Origin of the sequence: Sulfurimonas sp. (assembly GCF_019429335.1) — a bacterium.
Classification (GTDB): domain Bacteria; phylum Campylobacterota; class Campylobacteria; order Campylobacterales; family Sulfurimonadaceae; genus Sulfurimonas.
In genome coordinates this window covers 1-22,287 of record NZ_JAHYJB010000016.1, presented here as the reverse complement: position 1 = coordinate 22,287, position 22,287 = coordinate 1, and the positions used below count along the sequence as shown (strand labels likewise).

The following is a 22,287-nucleotide window of genomic DNA, read 5'->3' as shown; positions in this document are numbered from 1 at the left end:
AATGAAAAAAATTATTACAAAGGTTGCTGTTGCAGCCATTTTGACATTCGGGGTAAATCCATTGTATGCTGGACCAGGGCATGACCACAGCCACGGTAGCTCAAAGACAAAAATCAGTGAGGCAAAAGCCAAAGAGATTGCTATAAGAGCGGTTAAAAACTATACGCTTGATGGAAAGCTTGATAAGAGCTGGGAGAGTGTTTCAATTGAAACTATCAAACAGCAAACTTATCAATCAGTGCCTGAATGGGTAGTTACTTTTAAAAATCAAAAAGAGCCAAATCCAAAACAGCAAAATCTCTATGTATTTGTGAATCAATACGGTGAAATGACAGGTGCCAACTTTACAGGCGAGTAGAGAGAGTGTCAGCCTGTTTGGCTGGCATGATTCAAGGAGAAAATGTGTATTACTATATTACAAAAATCGTTATCACAACGCTTTTAATCGTGCTTATATCTGAAATAACAAAGAGAAACGCTCTTGCAGGTGCGTTATTGGCGGCTGTTCCGCTGGTCTCAATTTTAGCTATGACTTGGATGTACTTAGATACTAACAGCAGCAATGCAGCGGTAGAATTTTCAAACAAAATTATTTGGTTGATTCCTCCGTCAATGACACTGTTTATAATCTTTCCAATACTCATAAAAAAAGGAGTGAGCTTTTTTCCGACTATGGTTATTTCAGTAATACTTACAATAACTGCTTATTATTTGATGATATTAATTCTTGGAAAATTCGGGATAAAAATGTAAATAAATTGCGGATGAAAAGCTATCTTCTAGCTTCTCTTTGCGTAGAAATTTGCCTTAAACTCTACATATCTATCCTCTAATATAGCCTCTCTAGCCTCTCTCATAAGGTTGAGGTAGTAGTGGAGGTTATGGATGGTTGCAAGCCTGAAGTACGCTATCTCTCCCGCGCGAAAAAGATGGTTCAGATAAGCTCTTGAGTATCTTTTACATGTAAGACATTCGCACTCGCTATCAACGGGCAGTGCGTCCTCTTTAAACTTGGCGCCTTTTATATTTACTCTTCCAAAAGAGGTAAAAAGTGTTCCGTTTCTTGCATTGCGTGTCGGCATAACACAGTCAAACATGTCGATGCCGCGCTCAATATTTTCTATCAAATCCTCAGGAGTTCCGACACCCATCAAGTAGCGCGGTTTATCTTTGGGCATATATTGGACGGTGTGTTCAACCGTATTGTACATCTCTTCATTCAACTCGCCGACCGATAGACCGCCGATGGCAAAACCGTCAAAATCAAGAGCGCAAAGCTCGTTTGCACTCTTTGTTCTAAAAGCTTTGTCCGTTCCGCCTTGGATAATGGCAAAGATGTTTTGCTCTACACCGACACCCTCTTTTTGTTTTGCCCTAAAGTAATCTATTGACTCTTTTGCCCATGCGGTAGTTCTCTCAATGCTCAGAGCAATACGCTCCTGAGTTGCGGGAAGTGCGACCAAATCATCCAAAATCATCATGATGTCTGAGCCTAGATTGTGCTGAATATCTATAACTTTTTTCGGCGTGAAAAAGTGCTTGCTTCCGTCTATGTGGCTTCTAAACTCTATCCCGTTTTTTGAAGCTTTGGAGATGTCGCTAAGACTAAACGCCTGAAAACCGCCGCTGTCTGTCAAAAAGCTTTTAGGGTAGGTCGTAAAGCCGTGAAGTTTGCCCATTTTTGCCACTGTTTCATCTCCTGGACGAAGATACATGTGATATGTATTTGCAAGAATTATCTCTGCACCTAGCAGATCCAGCACATCTTCCATGTCAAGAGCTTTAACGCTTCCAACAGTTCCGACAGGCATAAAAACAGGGGTTTTAATGGTTGAGTGAGCTGTTTTGATTGTACATGCACGAGCGTTTTTTGAGGTGGCTTCTAAAGTAAATTCCATAAGCAATCGGTTCCTAAAGTGTAGAGATTTTTCGACATTATAACAAAAGAAATTAAGTCCACTTAGGATAAAATCACTTAAAAATTTTTCAAGGTGTATTTATGGCAACAGTAGGCATGAGTGATATTAAAAAAGGTGTTCGTCTAGTGATAGGCGAAGTTCCATACAGAGTAGTAGAATTTCAACATGTTAAACCGGGTAAAGGCGCAGCATTTGTTCGTATGAAAGTTAAGAGTTTTTTAAACGGCAAAGTTGTTGACAAAACAGTTCATGCAGGCGACAAATTTGAAGTTCCTGAGATAACTTACAAAACTATGCAGTATCTTTATGATGATGGCGAAATGTATCAGTTTATGGATAATGAAACGTACGAGCAGTTGGGTCTGAACTACGAGCAGTGTGATGATGCTTCAAAGTGGTTCAAAGATGGTATAAATGTTGATATTATCTTCTATAAAGGCAAAGCTATCTCTGTAACTGCTCCTGAAGTAATGGAACTTGTTATTACTGATACTCCTCCAAACTTCAAAGGTGACACTTCAAGCGGAAGCAAAAAGCCTGCTACACTTGAGACAGGTGCTGTTGTTCAAGTTCCTTACCATGTACTTGAGGGTGACACAATCAGAGTAAATACAGTTGACTGCGAGTATTTAGAAAAAGTCAAATAACCCCACTTGATACGAGGTTCCTCGTATCAACTTCATCCTGCATCTTATTATTTTGTAATAAAGAGTTTTTTTATAAAATTTAAGTTAAAGAAAATAATTTACAGATATAATTTAGCCATTTTAAAAAAAATATTTTAATGGAAAAAACAGTGCCAAAAACTCTAAAAAATTTTATATTTTCAATTAACATCGTTCTTTTATCTTCCCTTTTTATAGTAGTTTTAGTTTTTACAGCCTATCTTCATACAACGCTCGCACGAGAAAATGCAATCAAAAATGCCAATACCGTCTCAAATCAAATTTTTTCATCAATGTATCAAGTTATGAAAAAAGGGTGGAGCAGAGAAGACTTAAATGATTTTATGCACTCACTCAAAGATAATTTTGAAGAGAGTCACTACTCTGTAAATATCTACCGTGCAAATAAAATCAATGAGCTTTTTGGAGAGGTGCAGGAAAATCCAAAAGATGATTTGGCAAATTCTGTTTTGGCAAGCGGGAAAAAGGTAACCATTAGCGATATGGGCAAAGTCAGAAACCTTTTACCGCTCAATGCAAGGCAAGAGTGTTTGAGTTGCCATGTAAACGTAAATGTCGGTGATACGCTTGGTTTGATAGATGTAGAGCAAAATTTTGTTGAAGTTATTAAAGAGACTTTATTGGATTATGTCTATTTTTTCTTAATCGTTCTTCCTTTATTTATATTTTTTGCCTATATAAGCTCTAAATACACGACATCAAGAATAACACAGTCGCTTAAGCTTTTCGATAAAAAAGTACAATCTATCAACTCTATGAAGGACTTTAAGGAGTTCGACCCTACCGACATAGATACAAGATTTGAAGAGATTAATGCGATTATGTTAAATGTCGATGTGCTTGCCCAAAAACTAAAAGCAATAGCAGTTGATAAAGATTTACTTGAGTTTGAGGTCCAATTGCTTGATAAATTTATTATAACCTCAGAAGTTGTTCAAGATTGGCGTGATTTCATAAGTGAACTTTTAGCAGATATAAATAAGGTTATGCCGACTTATACGCTTATGACAATTTTTAGAGTTGGTGACGACCAGTTTGAAGTTGATATATTTTGGTATGGTATGCCTGAAAAAGAGGTAAAAAATAGTTTTGAAGCTTATGTAAGAGACTCTGTCAAAAATAATGAACATTTTTTAGGATATACAGACTACACAATCCGTCATAATACTTCAGATTACAATACATGTATAAATATAAAAGATTATGATAATTTTGCACACAGAACAAAATCACTATTTCTAGATACTCCAAAAATAGGCGGAATAGTAGGGCTTAGTGTGCAGTCGGAGATGGTGACTGACCCTATTAAGCATATAGTAATAGATAGTATTTTAACAACTATGGCAAATCTTGTCGGTTCGGTTAAAGCTATAAATAAATATACAAACGATTTAGAGTACTATGCAGCACATGACCCGCTTACCGGGCTATTTAACCAACGTGTATTTGTCGACTTTTTACAGTATGAGATAAAACGTGCAGAGGCTCATGGGTACGAATTTGCTCTTATAATTATAGACTGTGATAATTTTAAACCTATTAATGACACATATGGGCATGCTTTTGGAGATTTGTATCTACAAGAGTTTTCTAGAGTTCTTGAAAAATCAAAAAGAAGCGAAGATATACTCTCAAGATACGGCGGTGATGAGTTTACTTTGATTTTACCTGAGTGTGGGTTAGAGGGTGCTCTTGCAGTTGCTCATAATATAGCAAGGTCAATAGAGGATTTTAAGCTATTAACTAGTGATGGAAGTTATGCCGGTGTTACCGTCTCTATCGGAATATCCATCTATCCTGAACATGCAAAAACACAAAAAGAGCTTTTTGTAATAGCTGATGGAATGATGTATAAAGCCAAAGAAGATGGCAAAAACAGCATTAGAGTTCCATCTGGAGATGATATTGTTTCGGTCATAAAAGAGCAAAAGGCAAAATCTGAGCTTTTAGTCGATGCCGTAACAAACAATCGCATCGTTCCATATTTTCAGCCGATTCAAACCACGGCTAGCGGTAAAAATGAGATACATGAGCTTCTTATGAGAATTGAGGTAGACGGTAAAGTGGTTTCAGCGTATGAGTTTATAGAAGTTGCAGAGAGCATGAGTATCATCAATCGTATGGATTTGATGGTAATAGAGAATGCATTTATGAAGATAAAAGAAGAGAACTATCAGGGAATTTTATTTATAAATTTATCTCCAAAATCTCTTGTAGTAGGCAATTATGCAGATTCAATAACACAGCTTATAAAACAATATGATATATCTAAAGACAATATAGTTTTTGAAATAACGGAGAGAGAAACTGTTAAAAACTTCGCTCTTTTGGAAAAATTTGTTATGAATCTAAAAATACTAGGATATAAGTTCGCCATAGATGATTTTGGTTCTGGATTTTCTTCGTTTCACTATATCAAAAATTTTCCGATTGACTACCTTAAAATTGACGGTGAGTTTATTATAAATATTAATAAAGATAAAAAAGACAAAGCTTTTGTACACAGTATCTTAACGCTTGCCAAAGAGCTAAATGTTAAAACCGTTGCAGAGTATGTAGAAGATGAAGAAATAGTAAAAACCCTAAGAGAGATGGGCGTAGATTACCTTCAAGGCTTTCATATAGGAAGACCGCAAAACAGTTTTACAATTAATAGCTAAATTTAAAAAATTTAGCTATTACCTCACCTTAAAGCCATTCATACTATAATTCAAACTCTTATAAATCAGATAAAATTAAAAGCTAAAAAGGGTTGCATATACGATGAGCGCTCAACCATTTACCCACTTACATCTTCATACCGAATATTCTCTTCTTGACGGTGCAAATAAACTTACAAATTTGGTATCGCAGGTTAAAAAGCTCGGCATGGGTTCTGTCGCCATGACGGACCATGGAAACATGTTCGGGGCTATAGATTTTTACAAGCAGATGAAAGAGGCTGGAATAAAGCCGATAATCGGGATGGAGGGCTACATTCACAACGGTGAAGCTGTTGATGACAAGAGCACGAAACAGCGATTCCACATCTGTCTTTTTGCAAAAAATCAAAAAGGTTACGAAAACCTTATGTATCTCTCTTCAAAGGCGTTTATAGAGGGGTTCTACTACTTTCCTCGTATAAACAAAAATGAGCTCAGAGAGCACAGCGAAGGGCTAATATGCACAAGCGCATGTCTTCAAGGCGAGGTCAACTGGCACCTAAACACGGCAAACGAGCGTAATGTAAAAAACGGAGCACTTGGATATGAGGGCGCAAAGGCTGTCGCACTAGAGTATAAAGAGATATTCGGTGATGATTTTTACCTTGAGCTTATGCGCCACGGCATAGGTGATCAGCTCTTTATAGATGAGCAGGTTTTAAAGCTCTCAAGCGAGCTTGGCATAAAGGTCGTAGCTACAAACGACACCCACTACACGTTCCCCGGTGATGCGCAGTATCATGAGGCGTTTATGTGTATCGGGATGAATAAACTTTACGACGACCCAAAACGTATGCGCCACTCCGTGCATGAGTTTTATCTCAAAAGTCCGGAGCAGATGGCAAGACTTTTTGCAGATATCCCAGAGGCAATCACTCATACTCAAGAGATTGTAGATAAGTGTAATTTGGAGTTAAAACTTGGCGACCCGATTCCTCCAAACTTTAAATTTACAAGAGAGTATGCAAGAGAAGACGGTCTTGAGATTGATTACAAAGATGACGAGCCGCTCTCTAGCGATGCTACTAAAGAGCAAAAAAGAGCATGGAAGAGCGCGGCTGACAAAAATGATGCCGAATATTTTATCTACCGCTGCAGACTCGGTCTCACAGAGAGACTAAAGCATGTTCCAGAGGCAAAACATGAAGAGTACAAAGAGCGTTTAGAGTTTGAGATAAATGTCATAAACTCTATGAAGTTCCCCGGTTACATGTTAATCGTTTGGGATTTTGTTAAAGTTGCTAAAGAGATGGGGATTGCAGTCGGACCGGGCAGGGGAAGTGCGGCTGGAAGTCTTGTTGCATATTCGCTTGAGATTACAGACATCGACCCTATGAAATATGACCTGCTCTTTGAGAGATTTTTAAATCCTGAACGCGTAAGCATGCCCGATATTGACATGGACTTTATGCAGGCACGGCGTGGAGAGGTTATAGACTATGTTGTCGAGAAGTACGGGCGAAATCAGGTTGCGCAGATTATAACTTTCGGCTCACTTTTAGCAAAAGGGGTTATACGCGACGTTGCGCGCGTTCTTGACATGCCGCTCTCTCAAGCCGATGCGATGGCAAAGCTTGTTCCAGATGAGCTTGGAATAACACTAAACGGAAAGAAAAAAGGTGATGAGTTTATAGCGGGAGCTTTTCAAAAAGAACCAAAACTTCAAGAACTTATTCAAAATGATGCAAATGCCGCAAGAGTTTGGGAGTTTGCCAAAAAACTTGAAGGACTCAAGCGTAACTCTGGCATACATGCCGCGGGTGTGGTCATCTCAAACGAGGAACTTTGGAAAAAAACGCCTATCTACAAGCCCTCAGGCGAGGATGTTTTTGTCACACAATACTCTCTTAACTACCTTGAAGACGTTGATTTAATCAAGTTCGACTTCTTGGGTCTGAAAACTCTTGACGTAATCGACAATGCTATAAAACTTATAAAATTTCGCTACAACAAAGAGGTTGTCTGGCACGAGATAGATGAAAACGACCCAAAAGTTTACGACGTGATTCGAGGCGGAAATACGGTGGGAATGTTCCAGATAGAGAGTTCTGGTATGCAGGATTTGAACAAGCGTCTAAAGCCTGACAGTTTTGAGGATTTGATTGCGGTTTTGGCACTCTACCGACCGGGACCGATGGAGTCTGGAATGCTTGAGAGCTTTATAGAGAGAAAGCACGGTAGAGAGAAGATAGAGTACACATTTCTGAGCATGGAGCCTATACTTAAAAACACTTACGGGGTCATCGTTTATCAAGAGCAGGTCATGCAGATTGTTCAAACAGTTGGCGGTTTTTCTCTAGGATATTCAGACATTATCCGCCGTTCTATGGGTAAGAAAAAGGACATGTCGGTTTATAATGACGAGTTTGCAAGAGGTGCGCAAGGTCAAGGTCTTGACTATGCGGAAGCTTCTAAGCTCTTTGACCTAATCGAGAAGTTTGCGGGGTACGGTTTTAACAAATCGCACTCTGCGGCTTATGCGATGATTACATTCCAGACTGCATGGCTCAAAACATACTATCCAAACGAGTTTATGGCGGCACTTTTAACCTCTGACAAAGACAACACCGACAAAGTCGTACGCTACATCGATGAGACAAAAAGAATGGGTATTGAGCTCTCTCCGCCCGATATTTGTGACTCACAGCTTGAGTTTTCCGCTATCACAAAAGATGAGAGAGAGATTGTGCTGTTCGGCTTAGGAGCTATTAAAGGCGTGGGCGAAGCGGCAGTTTTATCGATACTTGAAACTAGAAAAGAGGGCGGTGACTTCGCTTCGCTTCAAGATTTTGTAAACAGAATCGAGCCTTCAAAAGTAAACAAGAGAGTTGTCGAGTCCATCATAAAAGCGGGCGGTTTTGACAGGTTTGGCTTTTCAAGAAAGGCACTGCTTGACCAGATAGAGAAGATTGTAGATACCGCAAAAGATGCCTCAATGGCAAGAAAAAATGCTGTTGGAAGCCTCTTTGGAGATGATAGCGAGATAACAAGTGTTGAGCTTAAACTTGTAAACTCTTCAGAGTATGAGCTAAAAGAGATTTTAGAGTTTGAGAAGGAGACTTTGGGTTTTTACGTCTCAGGACATCCGCTTGATGAGTTTAGAGAGAAGATAGATGAGCTTGACTATACGCTCTCTTCGGAGATAGAGAGTGTCAAAGACGGCTCGTACGCTATTTTCATAGGTAAAGTCGAAGAGATAACCAAGAAAACATCCAAAAAAGGAAATCAGTTCGGCATCGTAAGTCTTATGGATTTTCACGGAAATATAGAAGTAATGCTATTTTCCGACAAGCTTGAAGAACTTAGTCAAATGAACCTAAACGAGCCTATCGCAATCAAAGCAAAAATCACCCACACCGATATGTTTACGAGAATAGGCGTAAGTAAGCTAATGACGCTAAAAGAGGCGAAAAAAGAGACGCAAAAGACCAAAAAAGAGGTGCGAGAAGTAGAACCCGAACCGCAAGAGCCGATAAACCTAGCCATAAGACTCGACAGCGATATGAGAGTTTTGGAAGATTTGTACAGAGTTGTACGTCAAAACCCGGGAAAAAGAGAGCTGAAAATCACCATTATCTCAAAACTGCAAAATGTCGTAATCGACTCGGCTATAAGGGTTGATGGCAAACTTATAGCTGCGCTTGAGGGCAATGAGGAAGTGGATATTTTGAGCGAAAGTCTTGTATAATATGCAAAATTATATGCAAAATAAAGGGAGTGATTATGGTTGCTTACAATACGAACGAACTCTTTAGTGCGACGGAGGTTGCAAAAAATTTTGCGACAATTACATCAAAACTGTATAAAAGAGAGTTGGAGAAAATCGGGATTTTAAAAAACAATAAACTTGATTTTATACTTTTAAAAAGTGAAGATTTCGAAAAAATCATCGAAAAAGAGGTTAAAAAAGCACTCTTTGAAGAAGATAGAAAATTTGTAGCCGCACAGGTAGAGAAAATAAAGAGCGGTACGGCTAAATTTTACTCTACGGATGAAGCAGAGGCTAAGCTTGATGCAGTGATAAAAGCGTATGAACATTAGATTTGAAGAGAGTTTCATTAACCCTTTGGCTCTAAAGCTAGAGTATATAGCAAAAGACAACCCTCGCGCGGCTAGAAAATTTAAAAACGAATTGTTTGCATCATGTAAAGATATTTCGCACATGCCGTATAAGCATAGAAAATCAATTTATCATGATGATGAAAACATTAGAGACTTGGTATTTAAAGGCTATACCGTTGTTTATATGATTGAAGATGAAACAATCTCTATTTTTGCACTTATTCACCATGAAAAATATAGCTATACAGTAAATATGGAGACAAACTAACATGGAAGCAAGACAAATAAGCATTGAAGATTTTTTATCTTCAAATAAGACAAGATTCATTATTCCTGTTTATCAAAGAAATTATGATTGGAAAGAAAAAAACTGTTTGCAACTTTTTGAAGATATTAAAAATATAGGACTTCAGGGTGAACGAAAAAGTCACTTTATGGGTTCGATAGTTTATGTTGCCAATAGTGATACCGATTCGATAGATTTAAAAGAGTATGTTATTATCGATGGACAACAAAGGCTTACTACTTCCACTCTTTTTTTAAAAGCTTTGTATGATGTCATTGATGATGAAGATTTAAAAGATGAGATTTTAGAGAGTTTTTTGATTAATAAAAGACTTGATGAGAAAAATAAGCTAAAACTCAAACCAATCAAAAAAGATGATGATGTTTTTAAAAAATTACTAAAAAATGATTTTGACACAATAGATACTAATTCAAATATTTATAAAAATTACAATTTTTTTAAAAATCAAATGATAAAGTTTGGAGATTTTAAATCACTTTATTTAGGATTTAAAAAGTTGTTTATTGTGCACATTGCACTTAATCGAAGAGATGACAATCCTCAACTAATTTTTGAAAGTATCAATTCAACAGGAGTTAGTTTATCTCAATCAGATTTAATAAGAAATTTTTTGCTTATGGATAAAGAGGCTGATGAGCAAATTGAGCTATTTGAAAACTATTGGTTTAAAATAGAAGAGAATTTAACAAGTGAAAATATATCAAATTTTATAAGAGATTATTTAACAGTAAAACAGAACAAAATCCCAAATAAAGATGATACTTATGAAGCTTTTAAAGTATTTGTTTCTTCTGAAAATATGCAAACAAAAGGTTTACTCATTGAACTTTTAGAGTATTCAAAAATTTATAAAACTTTTTTATTTCCTCACAATGAAATTTATGCACAAAATTTGAAAAATCTTAAACAACTAAAAATTGGAGTTGTTTATCCATTTTTATTATCAGTTATATCTAGTTTCAACAAACAACTAATTAATGAACAAGAGTTGTTTGTTACATTAGAAATCATTGAAAGTTACATAATCAGAAGAATGGTATGCAACAAAGCAACTAACGCTTTAAATAAAGTTTTTGCATCTTTATTTAGTGATATTTTAGAAATGCCAAATTTTATGTATGAGCAATTTAGTAAATATTTTGCAACAATTTTGTTTTCAAAAAGGGGTTCTGCAATTTTTCCAGATGATGAAGAGTTCAGAGCTGATTTTACTTCAAGGGATGCGTATAATCTAAAAAATATAAAATTTATTTTATTACGACTTGAAAATAAAGAAAATAATGAAAAAGTTGATATTGCGACACTCTCGATAGAACATTTTATGCCACAAACATTGACAAATTCTTGGAGAGCAAAACTCGGAGACAACTATCAACTTATTCATGATAAATATCTGCACAATATTGGCAATTTATCACTTTCAGGCGATAATACTCAACTTGGTAACAAATCTTTTGAAGATAAAAAATATATTTTAAAAGAGCAAAGCAGATTAAAGCTCAATCAATATTTTATCAATGCAATAAATTGGGATGATAAAGAGATAAACAGAAGAGCTGATGTACTTTTTGAAGAAGCTAAAATATTGTGGGAATACCCAAAAGAGTTAGATTTAAAACTTGATTTTCAGGATACAGATAAAGAGTTTTATACGCTTGATGATGATATTGATATTACAGGCAAAAAACCGCTTTATTTTGAACTATTTAATGAAAAACATACTGTAAAATCTTGGAATGACTTGTATGTGAATGTTGTAAAGATTTTAGTTGATTTTGACTATGATATTGCAAAGTCGTTATTAATTGATGATGATTTTAGTGGTAAAAAACAAAGAATTATCTCCAGCATGGAAACCGACTGTAGAAAACCGTACGAGATAAAAGAATCTTATTTTTTAGAAACAAACTTAAGTGCCAATTCTATTATGACTTATGTAAAACTTATCTGTGAAAAGTTTGGTTTAAGTGGTAGCGATTTTGTTTATACAATTAGAGATTAATTGGTGAAAATTTAATTAGTTTATAAGCTGTATGGTTTGAGCGATGAAGAGATAGAAATTGTGGAAGGTAAGAAATGAAGCCGGTAAAAAATGATGATTTGTATCTGAACATAAAAAATATCCTCCAGAGTGCTAGAGACAATGCCTACAGACAAGTGAACTTCATAATGGTCGAGGCTTACTGGAGCATCGGTCAGCAAATAGTAGAGGAAGAACAAAACGGAAAAGATAGAGCCGAGTATGGTTCGTATCTCATCAAAGAACTCTCTACTAAACTAACTAAAGATTTTGGGAAGGGGTTTACAACAACAAACCTAAAAATGATGAGACAGTTTTATTTGGCTTTTCCAAATAGTCACACGCTGTGTGACCAATTGAGCTGGAGTCATTATAGACTTATCATGAGGATAGATAATCCACAAGCACGACTTTGGTACACAGAGGAATCAGCTAAATCGAACTGGAGCGTAAGAGCCTTAGAGAGACAAATCGGTACTTTTTACTATGAAAGAATCATCTCAAGCAAAGAGAAACAGCCGGTCATAAATGAAGCTAAAGAAAACACAAAAGATTTACAACTCACCTCAAAAGATATCATCAAAGACCCTTATGTTTTAGAATTTTTAGACCTCAAACAAAACAATGCTTTTTATGAAAGCGACTTAGAATCTGCACTCATCGAAAAGATACAAGATTTTTTACTAGAACTTGGACGAGGTTTTGCATTTGTAGCCAGACAAAAAAGAATCAAAACAGAGACAAGTGACTTTTACATAGACCTGGTTTTTTATAACTACATGTTGAAATGTTTTGTCATCATAGACCTAAAAAAAGGAAAACTAACCCATCAAGATGTAGGGCAGATGGATATGTATGTGCGAATGTATGACGATATGGAAAAAGAGCAGAACGATAACCCGACCATCGGAATCATACTCTGTGCAGACAAAGACAATACAGTAGTAAAATACTCGGTTTTAAACGACAATGAAAACCTGTTTGTGTCGAAGTATCAGCTTTATTTACCGAGTGAGGCAGAGTTGAAGGCTGAGATTGAGAGAGATGTTTTTGAGCTTGGATTGATGAAAGAGATAAAGATTGTGGAGGGTGAGAAATGAACATACAAGCAACTAACCCAGAGTACGAAAATCTTTTAGGCACTATTTCTCAAGCTTATGAAAATGGTCGTGTTAAAGCATTCCAAGCCGTAAATAGTGAGCTTGTAAAAACTTACTGGGAGATAGGAAAATACATTGTTGAGTTTGAGCAAGATGGAGCTAAAAAAGCAACATACGGTAAAAATCTTTTAGAACAGCTCAGTCAAGATTTGACTATCAAGCACGGCAAAGGTTTTAGTCGTAGCAACTTGGTACGATTTAGGCAGTTTTATATAGCCTATCCAATTTGTGCGACACTGTCGCACAAATTGAGCTGGTCGCATGTTGTGGAGCTTTTGAAGATAAGTGATGATTTGGAGAGAGAGTTTTATGAGAAGCAGACAGTGCTTGAAAATTGGTCTATCAGAGAGCTACAAAGACAAAAAGAGAGTGGATTGTTTTTGCGACTAAGCTTAAACAAAAACAAAGAAGATGTTTTGGCTCTCTCTCAAAATGGGCAGATTATAGAGAAGCCGACAGATATCTTAAAAGACCCTTATGTTTTTGAGTTTTTGAAAATTCCAGAGCCTTACCATATAGCCGAAACCCAGCTTGAGAGCTTACTGTGTGACAATCTTCAAAACTTTTTACTTGAGCTTGGCAGAGGATTTACATTTGTTGGCAGACAGTACAAAGTGACATTAAACAATACTCACTATAAAGTAGATTTGGTTTTTTATCATAGGATATTGAGATGTTTTGTTTTGATAGATTTGAAAATAAATGAGGTAAAACATCAGGATATTGGGCAGATGAACATGTATCTTGGATACTTTGCAAATGAACAAAATATCGAAGGGGACAATCCGCCGATAGGCATCATACTTAGTAAAGAAAAAGATGAACTTTTGGTTGAGTATGCGACTTACGGTATGAATAGCCAACTTTTTGTACAAAAGTATCAACTTTACCTGCCAAACAAAGAAGAGCTTAGAAAAGAACTCGAAAATGTTTTAAGAGGCGATGAAGAGATAGAAATTGTGGAAGGTAAGAAATGAAGCCCGTAAAAAATGATGATTTGTATCTGAACATAAAAAAATAAAATGAAAGCAAGAAATTTAGCGCATATCTATTACGAGTGGGACGGGGATGTTTTGGTTTTAAACATTTTAGGAACTCCCTCCGCAAAGAGAGATGTTATTGGAAAACCAAAAGGCAATCAGCTAAAAGTGAGCGTAAAGGCGCAGCCGGTAGCGGGAAAGGCGACGGACTATATGGTTCTGTTTTTAGCAAAAGAGTTTGAGGTGAATGCTTCCGCCATTGAAGTGGTTTATGGACGAATGAGCATCCACAAGCAGCTTCGCATAAAATCACCGAAAAAATTGCCTCATGGCATAGAGTTTGAGTAGAATAGAGGATATTTTTGTATAATCAAAAAAATAGATTATAAATTTCATTTGGGAACTATAATAATGACAAAACAAGATTTTAATGACGGACTTTTAGGCTTTTTGGATGCTTCGCCCACTCCTTTTCACGCGACTGCAAATATGGCGGGAATGTTTGAAAACGCAGGTTTTATCAAGCTAAATGAGGTTGATAAATGGTCTTTGGAGGAGGGGCGGAGATACTACGTCACTAGAAACGACTCCTCTATAATCGCTTTTACATGTACAAACAGCAAACACTACGTAATGGTCGGCGCACACACCGATTCTCCCAATCTAAAACTAAAGCCAAACCCCGTTATTAAAGAGCATGGAGTAGTAAAGTTTGGAGTTGAGCAGTATGGCGGAGTTTTGTTAAACACGTGGTTTGACAGAGACCTCTCTATTGCGGGCAGAGTTTCGTACCTAAACTCAAACAACATCATAAAAGATGCGCTCATTGATGCAAGAAAAGCAATAGCAACCATCCCCTCTCTTGCAATTCATCTTGACCGAGAGGCAAACAGTTCAAAGAGCGTAAATGCGCAAACTGACATCTGCCCGATTTCTACTTGTAATAGCGAGTTTGACTTCAGTGCGTTTTTGAAAAATCAGCTAGAGATGAACAAAATAGAGGATGTAAAAGAGCTATACGCAAGCGAACTTAGTTTTTACGATACGCAAAGAGCCTCTTTTGTGGGACTACATGATGAGTTTATAGCAAGTGCAAGACTTGACAATCTTCTTAGCTGCTATGTCGGGATGCTCGCTATCTGCACAGTCGATGAGAGCAAACCTATGCTTTTTATCGCAAGCGACCATGAAGAGGTAGGAAGCGGGAGCGCTTCAGGGGCAGGCGGCTCGTTTTTGGAGAGCGTGCTAAAGAGAGTTTACGGTGATTTTGAAGAGTATACGCAGATGATTCGCTCTTCCATTCTGATAAGTGCGGACAACGCTCATGCCATCCATCCGAACTTTCCAGCAAAACATGACTCAAACCACGCTCCGCTCATAAACAAGGGGAGTGTCGTAAAGGTAAACTCAAATCAGCGTTACGCATCCAACTCAAAGACAATCTCAAGATTTATGAATGTTGCATCTTCGCTAAATGAGCCTTTACAGAGCTTTGTGACAAGGGGCGATATGGGATGTGGCACGACAATAGGTCCCATAACAGCTACAAGACTCGGCATAGAGACTTTGGATGTCGGGCTTCCGACCTATGCGATGCACTCCACAAGAGAGCTTTGCGGAAGCGATGACGCATACTCGCTGTTTAAGATTATTTTGGGACTTAGCGACTGATGTCGGGCATCTCTCCAGAGGAGCTAAGCCTTCTAATCGAGCAGACTTACAAGGTCGAGAAGGAGTTTAGCGAGCTAAAAGCCTCATACGCTCATCTTCAAGACACAGTTGAAGAGGTTGTTGAGTTTTTGCCAAACGCCATCTGGATTTTGGATAAAGGCGGAGAGATTTTTTTGCAAAACTCTCAGGCGAAGTCACTTGGTGAACTCTTTGAACTGCTTGAGCCAAAAAAGAATGATTACGAGGTCGGTTTTGGCTCAAAATCATATCTTATAAAATGCTCCTCCTATAAAGAGAAGGTAATGCTGAGTGCCACAGATATTACAGAGCAAAAAAGAAAAGAGAACCTCGCAACCATGGGGCAGATGGCGGCACACCTCTCACATGAGATACGCAATCCCATAGGCTCAATCTCGCTTTTAAGCTCTACGCTCAAAAAAAGGGTTATGCCCGAGAATGTGGCAATTGTCGAGGAGATTCAAAAGTCTGTATCCAGAATAGAGCGCATCATAAAAGCAACGCTGATGTTTAGCAAGGGTGTTCATGCAAGCAAGAGCACTTTTATGTGGGGAGAGCTTCAAGATGCGCTAAATATGGCTGTTGGCTACTATGGTTACACGAAAGATATCACCTTTGTTTTTCCAGAGCAAAACTTTGCGATAAACGCGGACAAAGACCTTTTAGAGATGCTCTTTGCCAATTTTTTGACAAACGCCATCGATGCTATAGAGCTTGATGAGAACGACTACGGAAATATCGAGATTGTGTATGAGAGAGATGACAAATTTCATAAATTTTACATATATGACAGCGGCGTGATGATTGAAAACACAAAAGAGCTTTTTGAAGCGTTTAAAAGCACGAAAGTCAAAGGAAACGGGCTTGGACTCGTTCTCTCAAGACAGATAGCACAGGCTCATGGCGGAAGCGTTGAGCTTTTAAACGGACAAAGAAAAGGGTTTGAGATTAAACTTGCTTTATGACATTTTTTTTGAATTCTAAAATGCTAAAATAAACAAAAAAAAGGAAGAAAAAAATGCAAAAAGAGTTGATAGAGGTTCAGGGAGCAACACTTGATTTTTATAAGTATGAAGAGGACGGGCTTACCTATTATGAGTTCAATGCTACACGTTGCCAACCGCCTGAGCCGATGATAAACGCTATTTCAGGATTGCGCCTGCTAAAGAGTGAGAATGACAGACTTGTGGGTATCTTTTTTCACGAACCGTTTCCTCTTTATGAAAGAGTTCCATTGACAATAGGACATGAAGCACAAGAACTTGAGAGCGGGGATGTTAAAGTTATTTTTAAATTGGACTGAATAGCAGTTAATTTAACGCGTGTTATCCAATTTTAAATAGAATACCTTTTTTAATCCCAAGGATACGTATGAAACAACTTTTTTCAATTTTAGGTTCTATGAAGAGCATGATAATCATGATACTCACATTTGCGGCGGCGATAGGCTACGCAACATTTATAGAGAATGATTATGGAACCATGACCGCAAAAGCGGATGTTTACAATGCAAGATGGTTTGAGGCGCTGATGGCACTCCTTACTATCAACCTCATGTATAACATTTACAGATATAAAATGTTCACTCTCAAAAAAGCTCCTATCTTTATTTTTCACCTCTCATTTATCGTAATTGTTTTGGGTGCGGCAATAACGAGGTTTATCGGCTTTGAGGGAACTATGCACATCCGTGAGGGTGAAACGGCAACAACTATGCTGAGTATGGATACATACTTTGATGTAAGCGCAAAGGTAGGAGAAAATACTGTTTCGACTTCAGAGGCTGTATATTTCTCCAAAAGAAGAGATAACTCTCTCTTCTCATCTTTAAATATAGATGGCAAAAATGTACATGTAGAACTTGCAGAGTATATTCCAGATGCTATAGAGAGCATTATTGAAGGCACTGAGGGCGGTTTTGAAGTTGCCGAAATGATGATTGCATCAAATAATTCAAGTGAACCACTCAAGCTTCGCAAAGGCGAGTTTTATGAAAATGATGAGATAGCAATAGATTTTGAGTCGGGAAAAATGTTTTTAAGACCTGCTATATCTATATTTAGCGAAGACGGTGAGCTCTACATGAGACACAGTATGCCTCTTCTATATCTTAAAATGGACGATAAAACTGAGGGAGAGATTGCTCCGAGTGAGAAAAGCAAGCTTGAATTAAGAACACTTTTTGGAACACATGCGAGCAACTTTGTCGTGCGCAAATTCTACAAACATGCGACTACGAAGATTGTCTCAAATCCAGATGCTATACCTATGAGACCTGGGCAGGATGCCTTTGTTTTTAACGTAAAAGTAGGCGATGTTTCTGAGAATGTAATGGTTTTTGGACAGGCTGGAAGAGTCGCAAAAGAGAGCCACAACATTATAAACGGAGTTGACGTGCATATATCTTACGGCTCTAAAATATTATCGCTTCCTTTTGGAGTCAAGCTGATAGATTTTCAGCTAGACAGATATCCTGGTTCTATGTCGCCTGCCTCTTATGCAAGCGAAGTTGAACTTGTAGATAATGAGGAGAAGGTATATTATCCTTATAGAATTTATATGAACAATATCTTAGAACATCGTGGTTACAGATTTTTCCAAGCATCTTACGACAAAGATGAAAAAGGAACCGTTTTGTCGGTAAACAATGATCCTGGAACACTTCCTTCATATATAGGCTATTTTCTTTTAGGACTTGGGATGTTCTGGGCTCTCTTTTCAAGAGGAAACAGATTTGAGCAACTCTCTCAAAGAGCAAGAAAAGCAAGCGAGCAAAAAGCTCTTGGACTTCTACTCTCGCTTGGAGTGCTTCTTAGTGTTTCTCCCTCTTATGCGCAGGAGCTAAATCCGGCAATAAAAACTATTTTGTCATTTGACAAAGGGCATGCGGATAGTTTTGGAGCGCTAATCATTCAAGACAGCGGCGGAAGAATGAAGCCGCTTGATACACTCTCAGTAGAGATTGTCGCAAAGATTTATAAAAGCTCATCGCTTACTATTGCAGGGAAGAAACTTAACCAAAACCAGATTGTGCTTGGTATGATGGCTAAACCTGACGCTTACAGAAACCTCAAAATAATTGCTACAAAAAATGAAGAGATAAATAAGATAATAGGCGAAAAAAGTGATGCAAAACATGCCTCTTTCTCTCAGTTTTTTGAACTTCCAGACACGCTTGAGGGGTATAAACTAGCAGAAGCTGTTAATGGCGCAATCAGAAAAGAGCCAAAAAACAGAGACCTTTTTGACAAGGCTGTTTTGGAAGTTGATGAGCGCGTAAATATCTCATATTCTGTATATTCTGGAGCTTTGATAAAAATTTGGCCAAAACCAAATGATATCAACAATAAATGGTTTGAGACAATGGAGGCGCTTGAGACGTTTGAGCTAGGCGATGCGCAAAAAATAAGAGATATAGCGTTTGAGTATTTTACTGCTTTAGACAGTGCCGTAAGCAGCGGTGATTGGACGGGTGCAAACACTGCGATAGAAAAAATTATCGAGTACCAAAAGTTTTATGGTGCGGTTATTTATCCGTCTGATACAAGAGTAGAAGCAGAGATTTTATACAACTACGCAAATATATTTGAGAGACTATACCCTCTATATTTTTTAGTCGGTTTTATGCTTCTGATTGCAAGTTTTATAAAAATATTAAAGCCGAAATTAAATATCAATCTTCTCTCTAAAACATCTCTGTTGTTGCTAGTTGCGATGTTTGCAGTGCATACTTTTGGACTTGGTCTTAGATGGTATGTTTCAGGGCATGCACCTTGGTCTGATGGATATGAGTCGATGATATATATCAGCTGGGCAACAATTTTAGCAGGGATATTCTTCTCTAAACGCTCATCAATTACAATGGCTTCGACTGCTGTTTTAACGGGGCTTATTCTTTTTGTTGCGCACTTAAACTGGATGAACCCTCAGGTTACAAACTTGGTGCCTGTTCTCAACTCATACTGGCTGAGCATACATGTTGCGGTTATTACTGCTAGTTACGGCTTTTTAGGGCTTGGTGCTCTTTTAGGTTTTATTGTAATTTTGCTCTTTGTATTTAAAACTAAAAACAATGAGAAGCATATTTCGCTATCCATAAAAGAGCTTAACTCTATAAATGAGATGAGTTTGATGATAGGTCTTGCATTTTTAACGCTGGGTAACTTTATCGGCGGCGTATGGGCAAATGAGTCGTGGGGGCGTTACTGGGGATGGGATCCAAAAGAGACTTGGGCGCTTGTGACAATTCTGATATATGCGGCAGTTATCCACATGAGATTTGTAAAATCAATCTACAGTGATTTTAACTACAGCGTTATTTCACTCTTGTCTTATACATCGGTAATTATGACTTACTTTGGTGTGAACTACTATCTTGCCGGAATGCACTCTTACGCAAAGGGTGATCCGGTTCCGGTTCCTGATTTTGTGCCTGTAACTTATGCGATTCTCCTTATCGTTATTGCCATCGCTTTTAGAAATAGAAGACTAGCCTAGATGTTGGCGGTTTTCTATACAATATTTTAGTTTATGGGTATTACCGATAAATTATTTTTTACATATTCTTTAGATATAATCATTTTATTTAGAAAATAGGGCTATGTATTGATAAATTTAGAGAGTCAAGATATAAATAATCACAAGATTGAAGAGCTAGAAAAAGTAGAAGCACTTAAAAATATATTTCCTGAAGCTTTTGAAGATGGGAAGTTAAATATAAAGAAGTTTAAAAATCTGCTTTTTGACATAAAAGATGAAAAAGCAGAGCATTACAGTTTCAACTGGAACGGTAAGCAGGAGTGCTACAAAATCATAAAACAAAAATCAAACGCAACGCTAAAACTAGATTCTAGTCATTCCGAACTTGATTCGAAATCTAATTCTAATGTTTTCATAGAGGGCGATAACTTAGAAGTTTTAAAACTTCTTCAAACCTCTTACCACAAAAAAATCAAGATGATCTACATCGACCCGCCTTACAACAAAGACAAAGATTTTGTTTATAGTGATACATGGGGTGATACTATCACAAACTATCTTATCCAAACCGACCAACTTCGTGAAGAGGGTTACACAAGTACCAAAACATCTAGTACAGGAAGAAGACACACCAACTGGCTCAATATGATATATCCACGACTTTGGCTAAGTAGAAATCTACTTAAAGATGATGGAGTGATATTTGTAAGTATAGATGATGATGAAGTGCATAATTTGAGAAAAGTGATGGATGAGATTTATGGGGAAGAAAATTTTGTTGGACAATTTCCTAGAATTACAAAAAAAGCTGGAAAATCAAGTAATGAATTAGCTGTTAATCATGATTATATTTTAGCATATAGTAAAAATAGTGAAATATTGTTAAATTCTTTTGAGCATACGGATGAAAATTTTAAACATTCTGATGAATATGAAAATGAGAGAGGATTGTATAAATTAAATCAGACTTTGGATTATGGGTCTATTCAATATTCACCTTCATTGGATTATGAAATAGAATTAGAGAATAAAATTTTTATACCAGGTAATGCTACAAAAGAGGAAATGAAAGAGAGACAAAAAAGAAATCCAAAAAGTGATTTTTGTTGGAGATGGTCTAAAGAATTATTTAAATTTGGTTTAGAAAATGGATTTATAGTAGTTAAAGGTAATCGTATTTATACAAAAACATATCAAAATGCAACAATATCAAAAGGAATAAATGGCTATTTTGTAGATTTGCAACCAAGAACAAAATCAGCAACAACTTTAGATTTATTGGATAATAAATTTTCAAATGATAATTCAAAAAAAGATTTATCTAAGATATTTGATAAAACAGTTTTTGACTACTCTAAACCTGTGGACTTAATTAAATATTTAGTGTTTTTAGGAACAACTGAAAACGACATTATCCTAGACTTTTTCGCAGGAAGCGGGACAACAGCCCATGCAGTTATGGCGCAAAACCTCGAAGATGGCGGAAATCGAAAATATATCTTAGTTCAACTGCCAGAAACGACAGAAGAAAATAGTGAAGCCTACAAGGCAGGATACAAAAAAATCAGCGACATCACAAAAGAGCGAATAAAAAGAGTTATAAAAAAGTTAGACTACAAAGACGGTTTCAAATCATACAGACTTGATAGCTCAAATTTTCAAGTGTTTAAAGAGCTAAAAAAACGACCGAATGATAGTTTTGAAGATATTATGAAGATGTTAAAGATGAGTGTATTTACTGAAAATATTTTAACTCAAGGTGCAAAGTATATTGATATAGTTTATGAAGTAGCACTCAAAAATGGATTTAGCTTAAGTGCAAAAAGCCAAGAGATAAAAACGCCAAAATATAGCTTTATAAGACTATACGAAGAGACAAGAGTATTTATGTTTTGTTTTGATAAAGAGATACAAACGGATATACAAGAGTTTATTCCAGAGGGTGCTAAGTTGATTTGTTTTGATAAAGCATTAAGTGATAGCACGAAACTAAATCTTAGAGAAAATCTTGATTTGGAGACATTGTAATGTCAAATATCATTTTAAAAAGTTTATATATAGATAACTTTAAAAGTTTCAAAGATAGCAAATTTGAATTTGGAAAGTTAAACTGTATTGTTGCACCAAACAATGCTGGGAAAAGTAATCTTATAGAGGTTTTTGAATTTTGCGAAACAATGCTATTTGAAAATATCGCTCAAGCTGTTGCAAATGTAGGTATTAGTGCTATTAGAAATTATAAATATAATCAAAATGAAGTAGTCATTAATCCATGTTTTGAGA

18 protein-coding genes are annotated in these 22,287 nt (G+C 36.8%); 17 read left to right on the top strand and 1 reads right to left on the bottom strand.

The genetic code is table 11. The features are described from left to right. Position 1: 1 nt before the first annotated feature. A complete protein-coding gene (locus K0A91_RS06925) occupies positions 2-358 on the top strand; it encodes a DUF6488 family protein (protein ID WP_295009337.1) in 357 nt (118 codons plus the stop codon). Positions 359-402: 44 nt separating this feature from the next. Beyond that, a complete protein-coding gene (locus K0A91_RS06920) occupies positions 403-753 on the top strand; it encodes a DUF3147 family protein (RefSeq protein ID WP_295009335.1) in 351 nt (116 codons plus the stop codon). A gap of 26 nt (positions 754-779) precedes the next feature. Here the strand turns inward: K0A91_RS06920 and tgt are convergent, their stop codons facing one another. Beyond that, entirely contained in the window at positions 780-1,898 is a 1,119-nt protein-coding gene (tgt, locus tag K0A91_RS06915; RefSeq protein ID WP_295009333.1) for a tRNA guanosine(34) transglycosylase Tgt, read from the bottom strand. A gap of 101 nt (positions 1,899-1,999) precedes the next feature. Here tgt and efp point away from each other — a divergent pair, with 101 nt between their 5' ends. The 15 genes from efp to K0A91_RS06840 form a co-directional block, all read left to right on the top strand. After that, positions 2,000-2,566 (top strand): elongation factor P, encoded by a 567-nt coding sequence (gene efp / locus K0A91_RS06910; RefSeq protein WP_295009332.1) that lies wholly within the window; start codon positions 2,000-2,002, stop codon positions 2,564-2,566. A 137-nt stretch (positions 2,567-2,703) separates the two neighbouring features. Beyond that, entirely contained in the window at positions 2,704-5,265 is a 2,562-nt protein-coding gene (locus K0A91_RS06905) for a bifunctional diguanylate cyclase/phosphodiesterase (protein WP_295009330.1), read from the top strand. A 103-nt stretch (positions 5,266-5,368) separates the two neighbouring features. After that, entirely contained in the window at positions 5,369-8,995 is a 3,627-nt protein-coding gene (dnaE, locus tag K0A91_RS06900; protein WP_295009328.1) for a DNA polymerase III subunit alpha, read from the top strand. Between the two features lie 35 nt (positions 8,996-9,030). Next, positions 9,031-9,348, top strand: coding sequence for a hypothetical protein (locus K0A91_RS06895; protein ID WP_295009326.1), 318 nt, complete (start codon positions 9,031-9,033; stop codon positions 9,346-9,348). Next, on the top strand, positions 9,338-9,637 hold the full coding sequence (locus K0A91_RS06890; protein WP_295009324.1) for a type II toxin-antitoxin system RelE/ParE family toxin: 300 nt from the start codon (positions 9,338-9,340) through the stop codon (positions 9,635-9,637). Before K0A91_RS06895 ends, K0A91_RS06890 begins: the two co-directional genes overlap by 11 nt. Position 9,638: 1 nt before the next feature. Then, complete coding sequence (locus K0A91_RS06885; protein WP_295009322.1) at positions 9,639-11,678, top strand: DUF262 domain-containing protein; 2,040 nt, start codon at positions 9,639-9,641, stop codon at positions 11,676-11,678. Positions 11,679-11,752: 74 nt separating this feature from the next. After that, complete coding sequence (locus K0A91_RS06880; RefSeq protein ID WP_295009320.1) at positions 11,753-12,796, top strand: PDDEXK nuclease domain-containing protein; 1,044 nt, start codon at positions 11,753-11,755, stop codon at positions 12,794-12,796. After that, positions 12,793-13,833: a PDDEXK nuclease domain-containing protein gene (locus K0A91_RS06875; RefSeq protein WP_295009318.1), complete on the top strand. Its 1,041-nt coding sequence runs from the start codon at positions 12,793-12,795 to the stop codon at positions 13,831-13,833. The genes K0A91_RS06880 and K0A91_RS06875 overlap by 4 nt, the downstream gene beginning before the upstream one ends. Before the next feature lie 45 nt (positions 13,834-13,878). After that, positions 13,879-14,184, top strand: a complete 306-nt coding sequence (locus K0A91_RS06870; RefSeq protein ID WP_295009317.1) for a DUF167 family protein — start codon at positions 13,879-13,881, stop codon at positions 14,182-14,184. Between the two features lie 63 nt (positions 14,185-14,247). Then, the gene (locus K0A91_RS06865; RefSeq protein ID WP_295009315.1) at positions 14,248-15,507 is read left to right on the top strand and encodes a M18 family aminopeptidase; all 1,260 of its coding nucleotides are present in this window, start codon (positions 14,248-14,250) and stop codon (positions 15,505-15,507) included. Then, a complete protein-coding gene (locus K0A91_RS06860) occupies positions 15,507-16,490 on the top strand; it encodes a HAMP domain-containing sensor histidine kinase (RefSeq protein ID WP_295009313.1) in 984 nt (327 codons plus the stop codon). Before K0A91_RS06865 ends, K0A91_RS06860 begins: the two co-directional genes overlap by 1 nt. A gap of 53 nt (positions 16,491-16,543) precedes the next feature. Then, positions 16,544-16,828 (top strand): hypothetical protein, encoded by a 285-nt coding sequence (locus tag K0A91_RS06855; protein ID WP_295009311.1) that lies wholly within the window; start codon positions 16,544-16,546, stop codon positions 16,826-16,828. Between the two features lie 68 nt (positions 16,829-16,896). Then, a complete protein-coding gene (ccsA, locus tag K0A91_RS06850; protein WP_295009309.1) occupies positions 16,897-20,022 on the top strand; it encodes a cytochrome c biogenesis protein CcsA in 3,126 nt (1,041 codons plus the stop codon). A 108-nt stretch (positions 20,023-20,130) separates the two neighbouring features. Then, entirely contained in the window at positions 20,131-22,032 is a 1,902-nt protein-coding gene (locus K0A91_RS06845; protein ID WP_295009307.1) for a site-specific DNA-methyltransferase, read from the top strand. Beyond that, a partial coding sequence (locus K0A91_RS06840; RefSeq protein ID WP_295009305.1) for an AAA family ATPase occupies positions 22,032-22,287 on the top strand: 256 nt, incomplete at its 3' end. The genes K0A91_RS06845 and K0A91_RS06840, both read left to right, overlap by 1 nt.

Bases quoted from the DNA above. Each gene is read 5' to 3' on its own strand.
- K0A91_RS06855 (WP_295009311.1), top strand. From the start codon at position 16,544: ATGCAAAAAGAGTTGATAGAGGTTCAGGGAGCAACACTTGATTTTTAT.
- K0A91_RS06925 (WP_295009337.1), top strand. From the start codon at position 2: ATGAAAAAAATTATTACAAAGGTTGCTGTTGCAGCCATTTTGACATTC.
- ccsA (WP_295009309.1), top strand. From the start codon at position 16,897: ATGAAACAACTTTTTTCAATTTTAGGTTCTATGAAGAGCATGATAATC.
- K0A91_RS06890 (WP_295009324.1), top strand. From the start codon at position 9,338: ATGAACATTAGATTTGAAGAGAGTTTCATTAACCCTTTGGCTCTAAAG.
- K0A91_RS06860 (WP_295009313.1), top strand. From the start codon at position 15,507: ATGTCGGGCATCTCTCCAGAGGAGCTAAGCCTTCTAATCGAGCAGACT.
- K0A91_RS06880 (WP_295009320.1), top strand. From the start codon at position 11,753: ATGAAGCCGGTAAAAAATGATGATTTGTATCTGAACATAAAAAATATC.
- K0A91_RS06885 (WP_295009322.1), top strand. From the start codon at position 9,639: ATGGAAGCAAGACAAATAAGCATTGAAGATTTTTTATCTTCAAATAAG.
- K0A91_RS06865 (WP_295009315.1), top strand. From the start codon at position 14,248: ATGACAAAACAAGATTTTAATGACGGACTTTTAGGCTTTTTGGATGCT.
- dnaE (WP_295009328.1), top strand. From the start codon at position 5,369: ATGAGCGCTCAACCATTTACCCACTTACATCTTCATACCGAATATTCT.
- tgt (WP_295009333.1), bottom strand. From the start codon at position 1,898: ATGGAATTTACTTTAGAAGCCACCTCAAAAAACGCTCGTGCATGTACA.
- K0A91_RS06905 (WP_295009330.1), top strand. From the start codon at position 2,704: ATGGAAAAAACAGTGCCAAAAACTCTAAAAAATTTTATATTTTCAATT.
- K0A91_RS06895 (WP_295009326.1), top strand. From the start codon at position 9,031: ATGGTTGCTTACAATACGAACGAACTCTTTAGTGCGACGGAGGTTGCA.
- K0A91_RS06875 (WP_295009318.1), top strand. From the start codon at position 12,793: ATGAACATACAAGCAACTAACCCAGAGTACGAAAATCTTTTAGGCACT.
- K0A91_RS06870 (WP_295009317.1), top strand. From the start codon at position 13,879: ATGAAAGCAAGAAATTTAGCGCATATCTATTACGAGTGGGACGGGGAT.
- efp (WP_295009332.1), top strand. From the start codon at position 2,000: ATGGCAACAGTAGGCATGAGTGATATTAAAAAAGGTGTTCGTCTAGTG.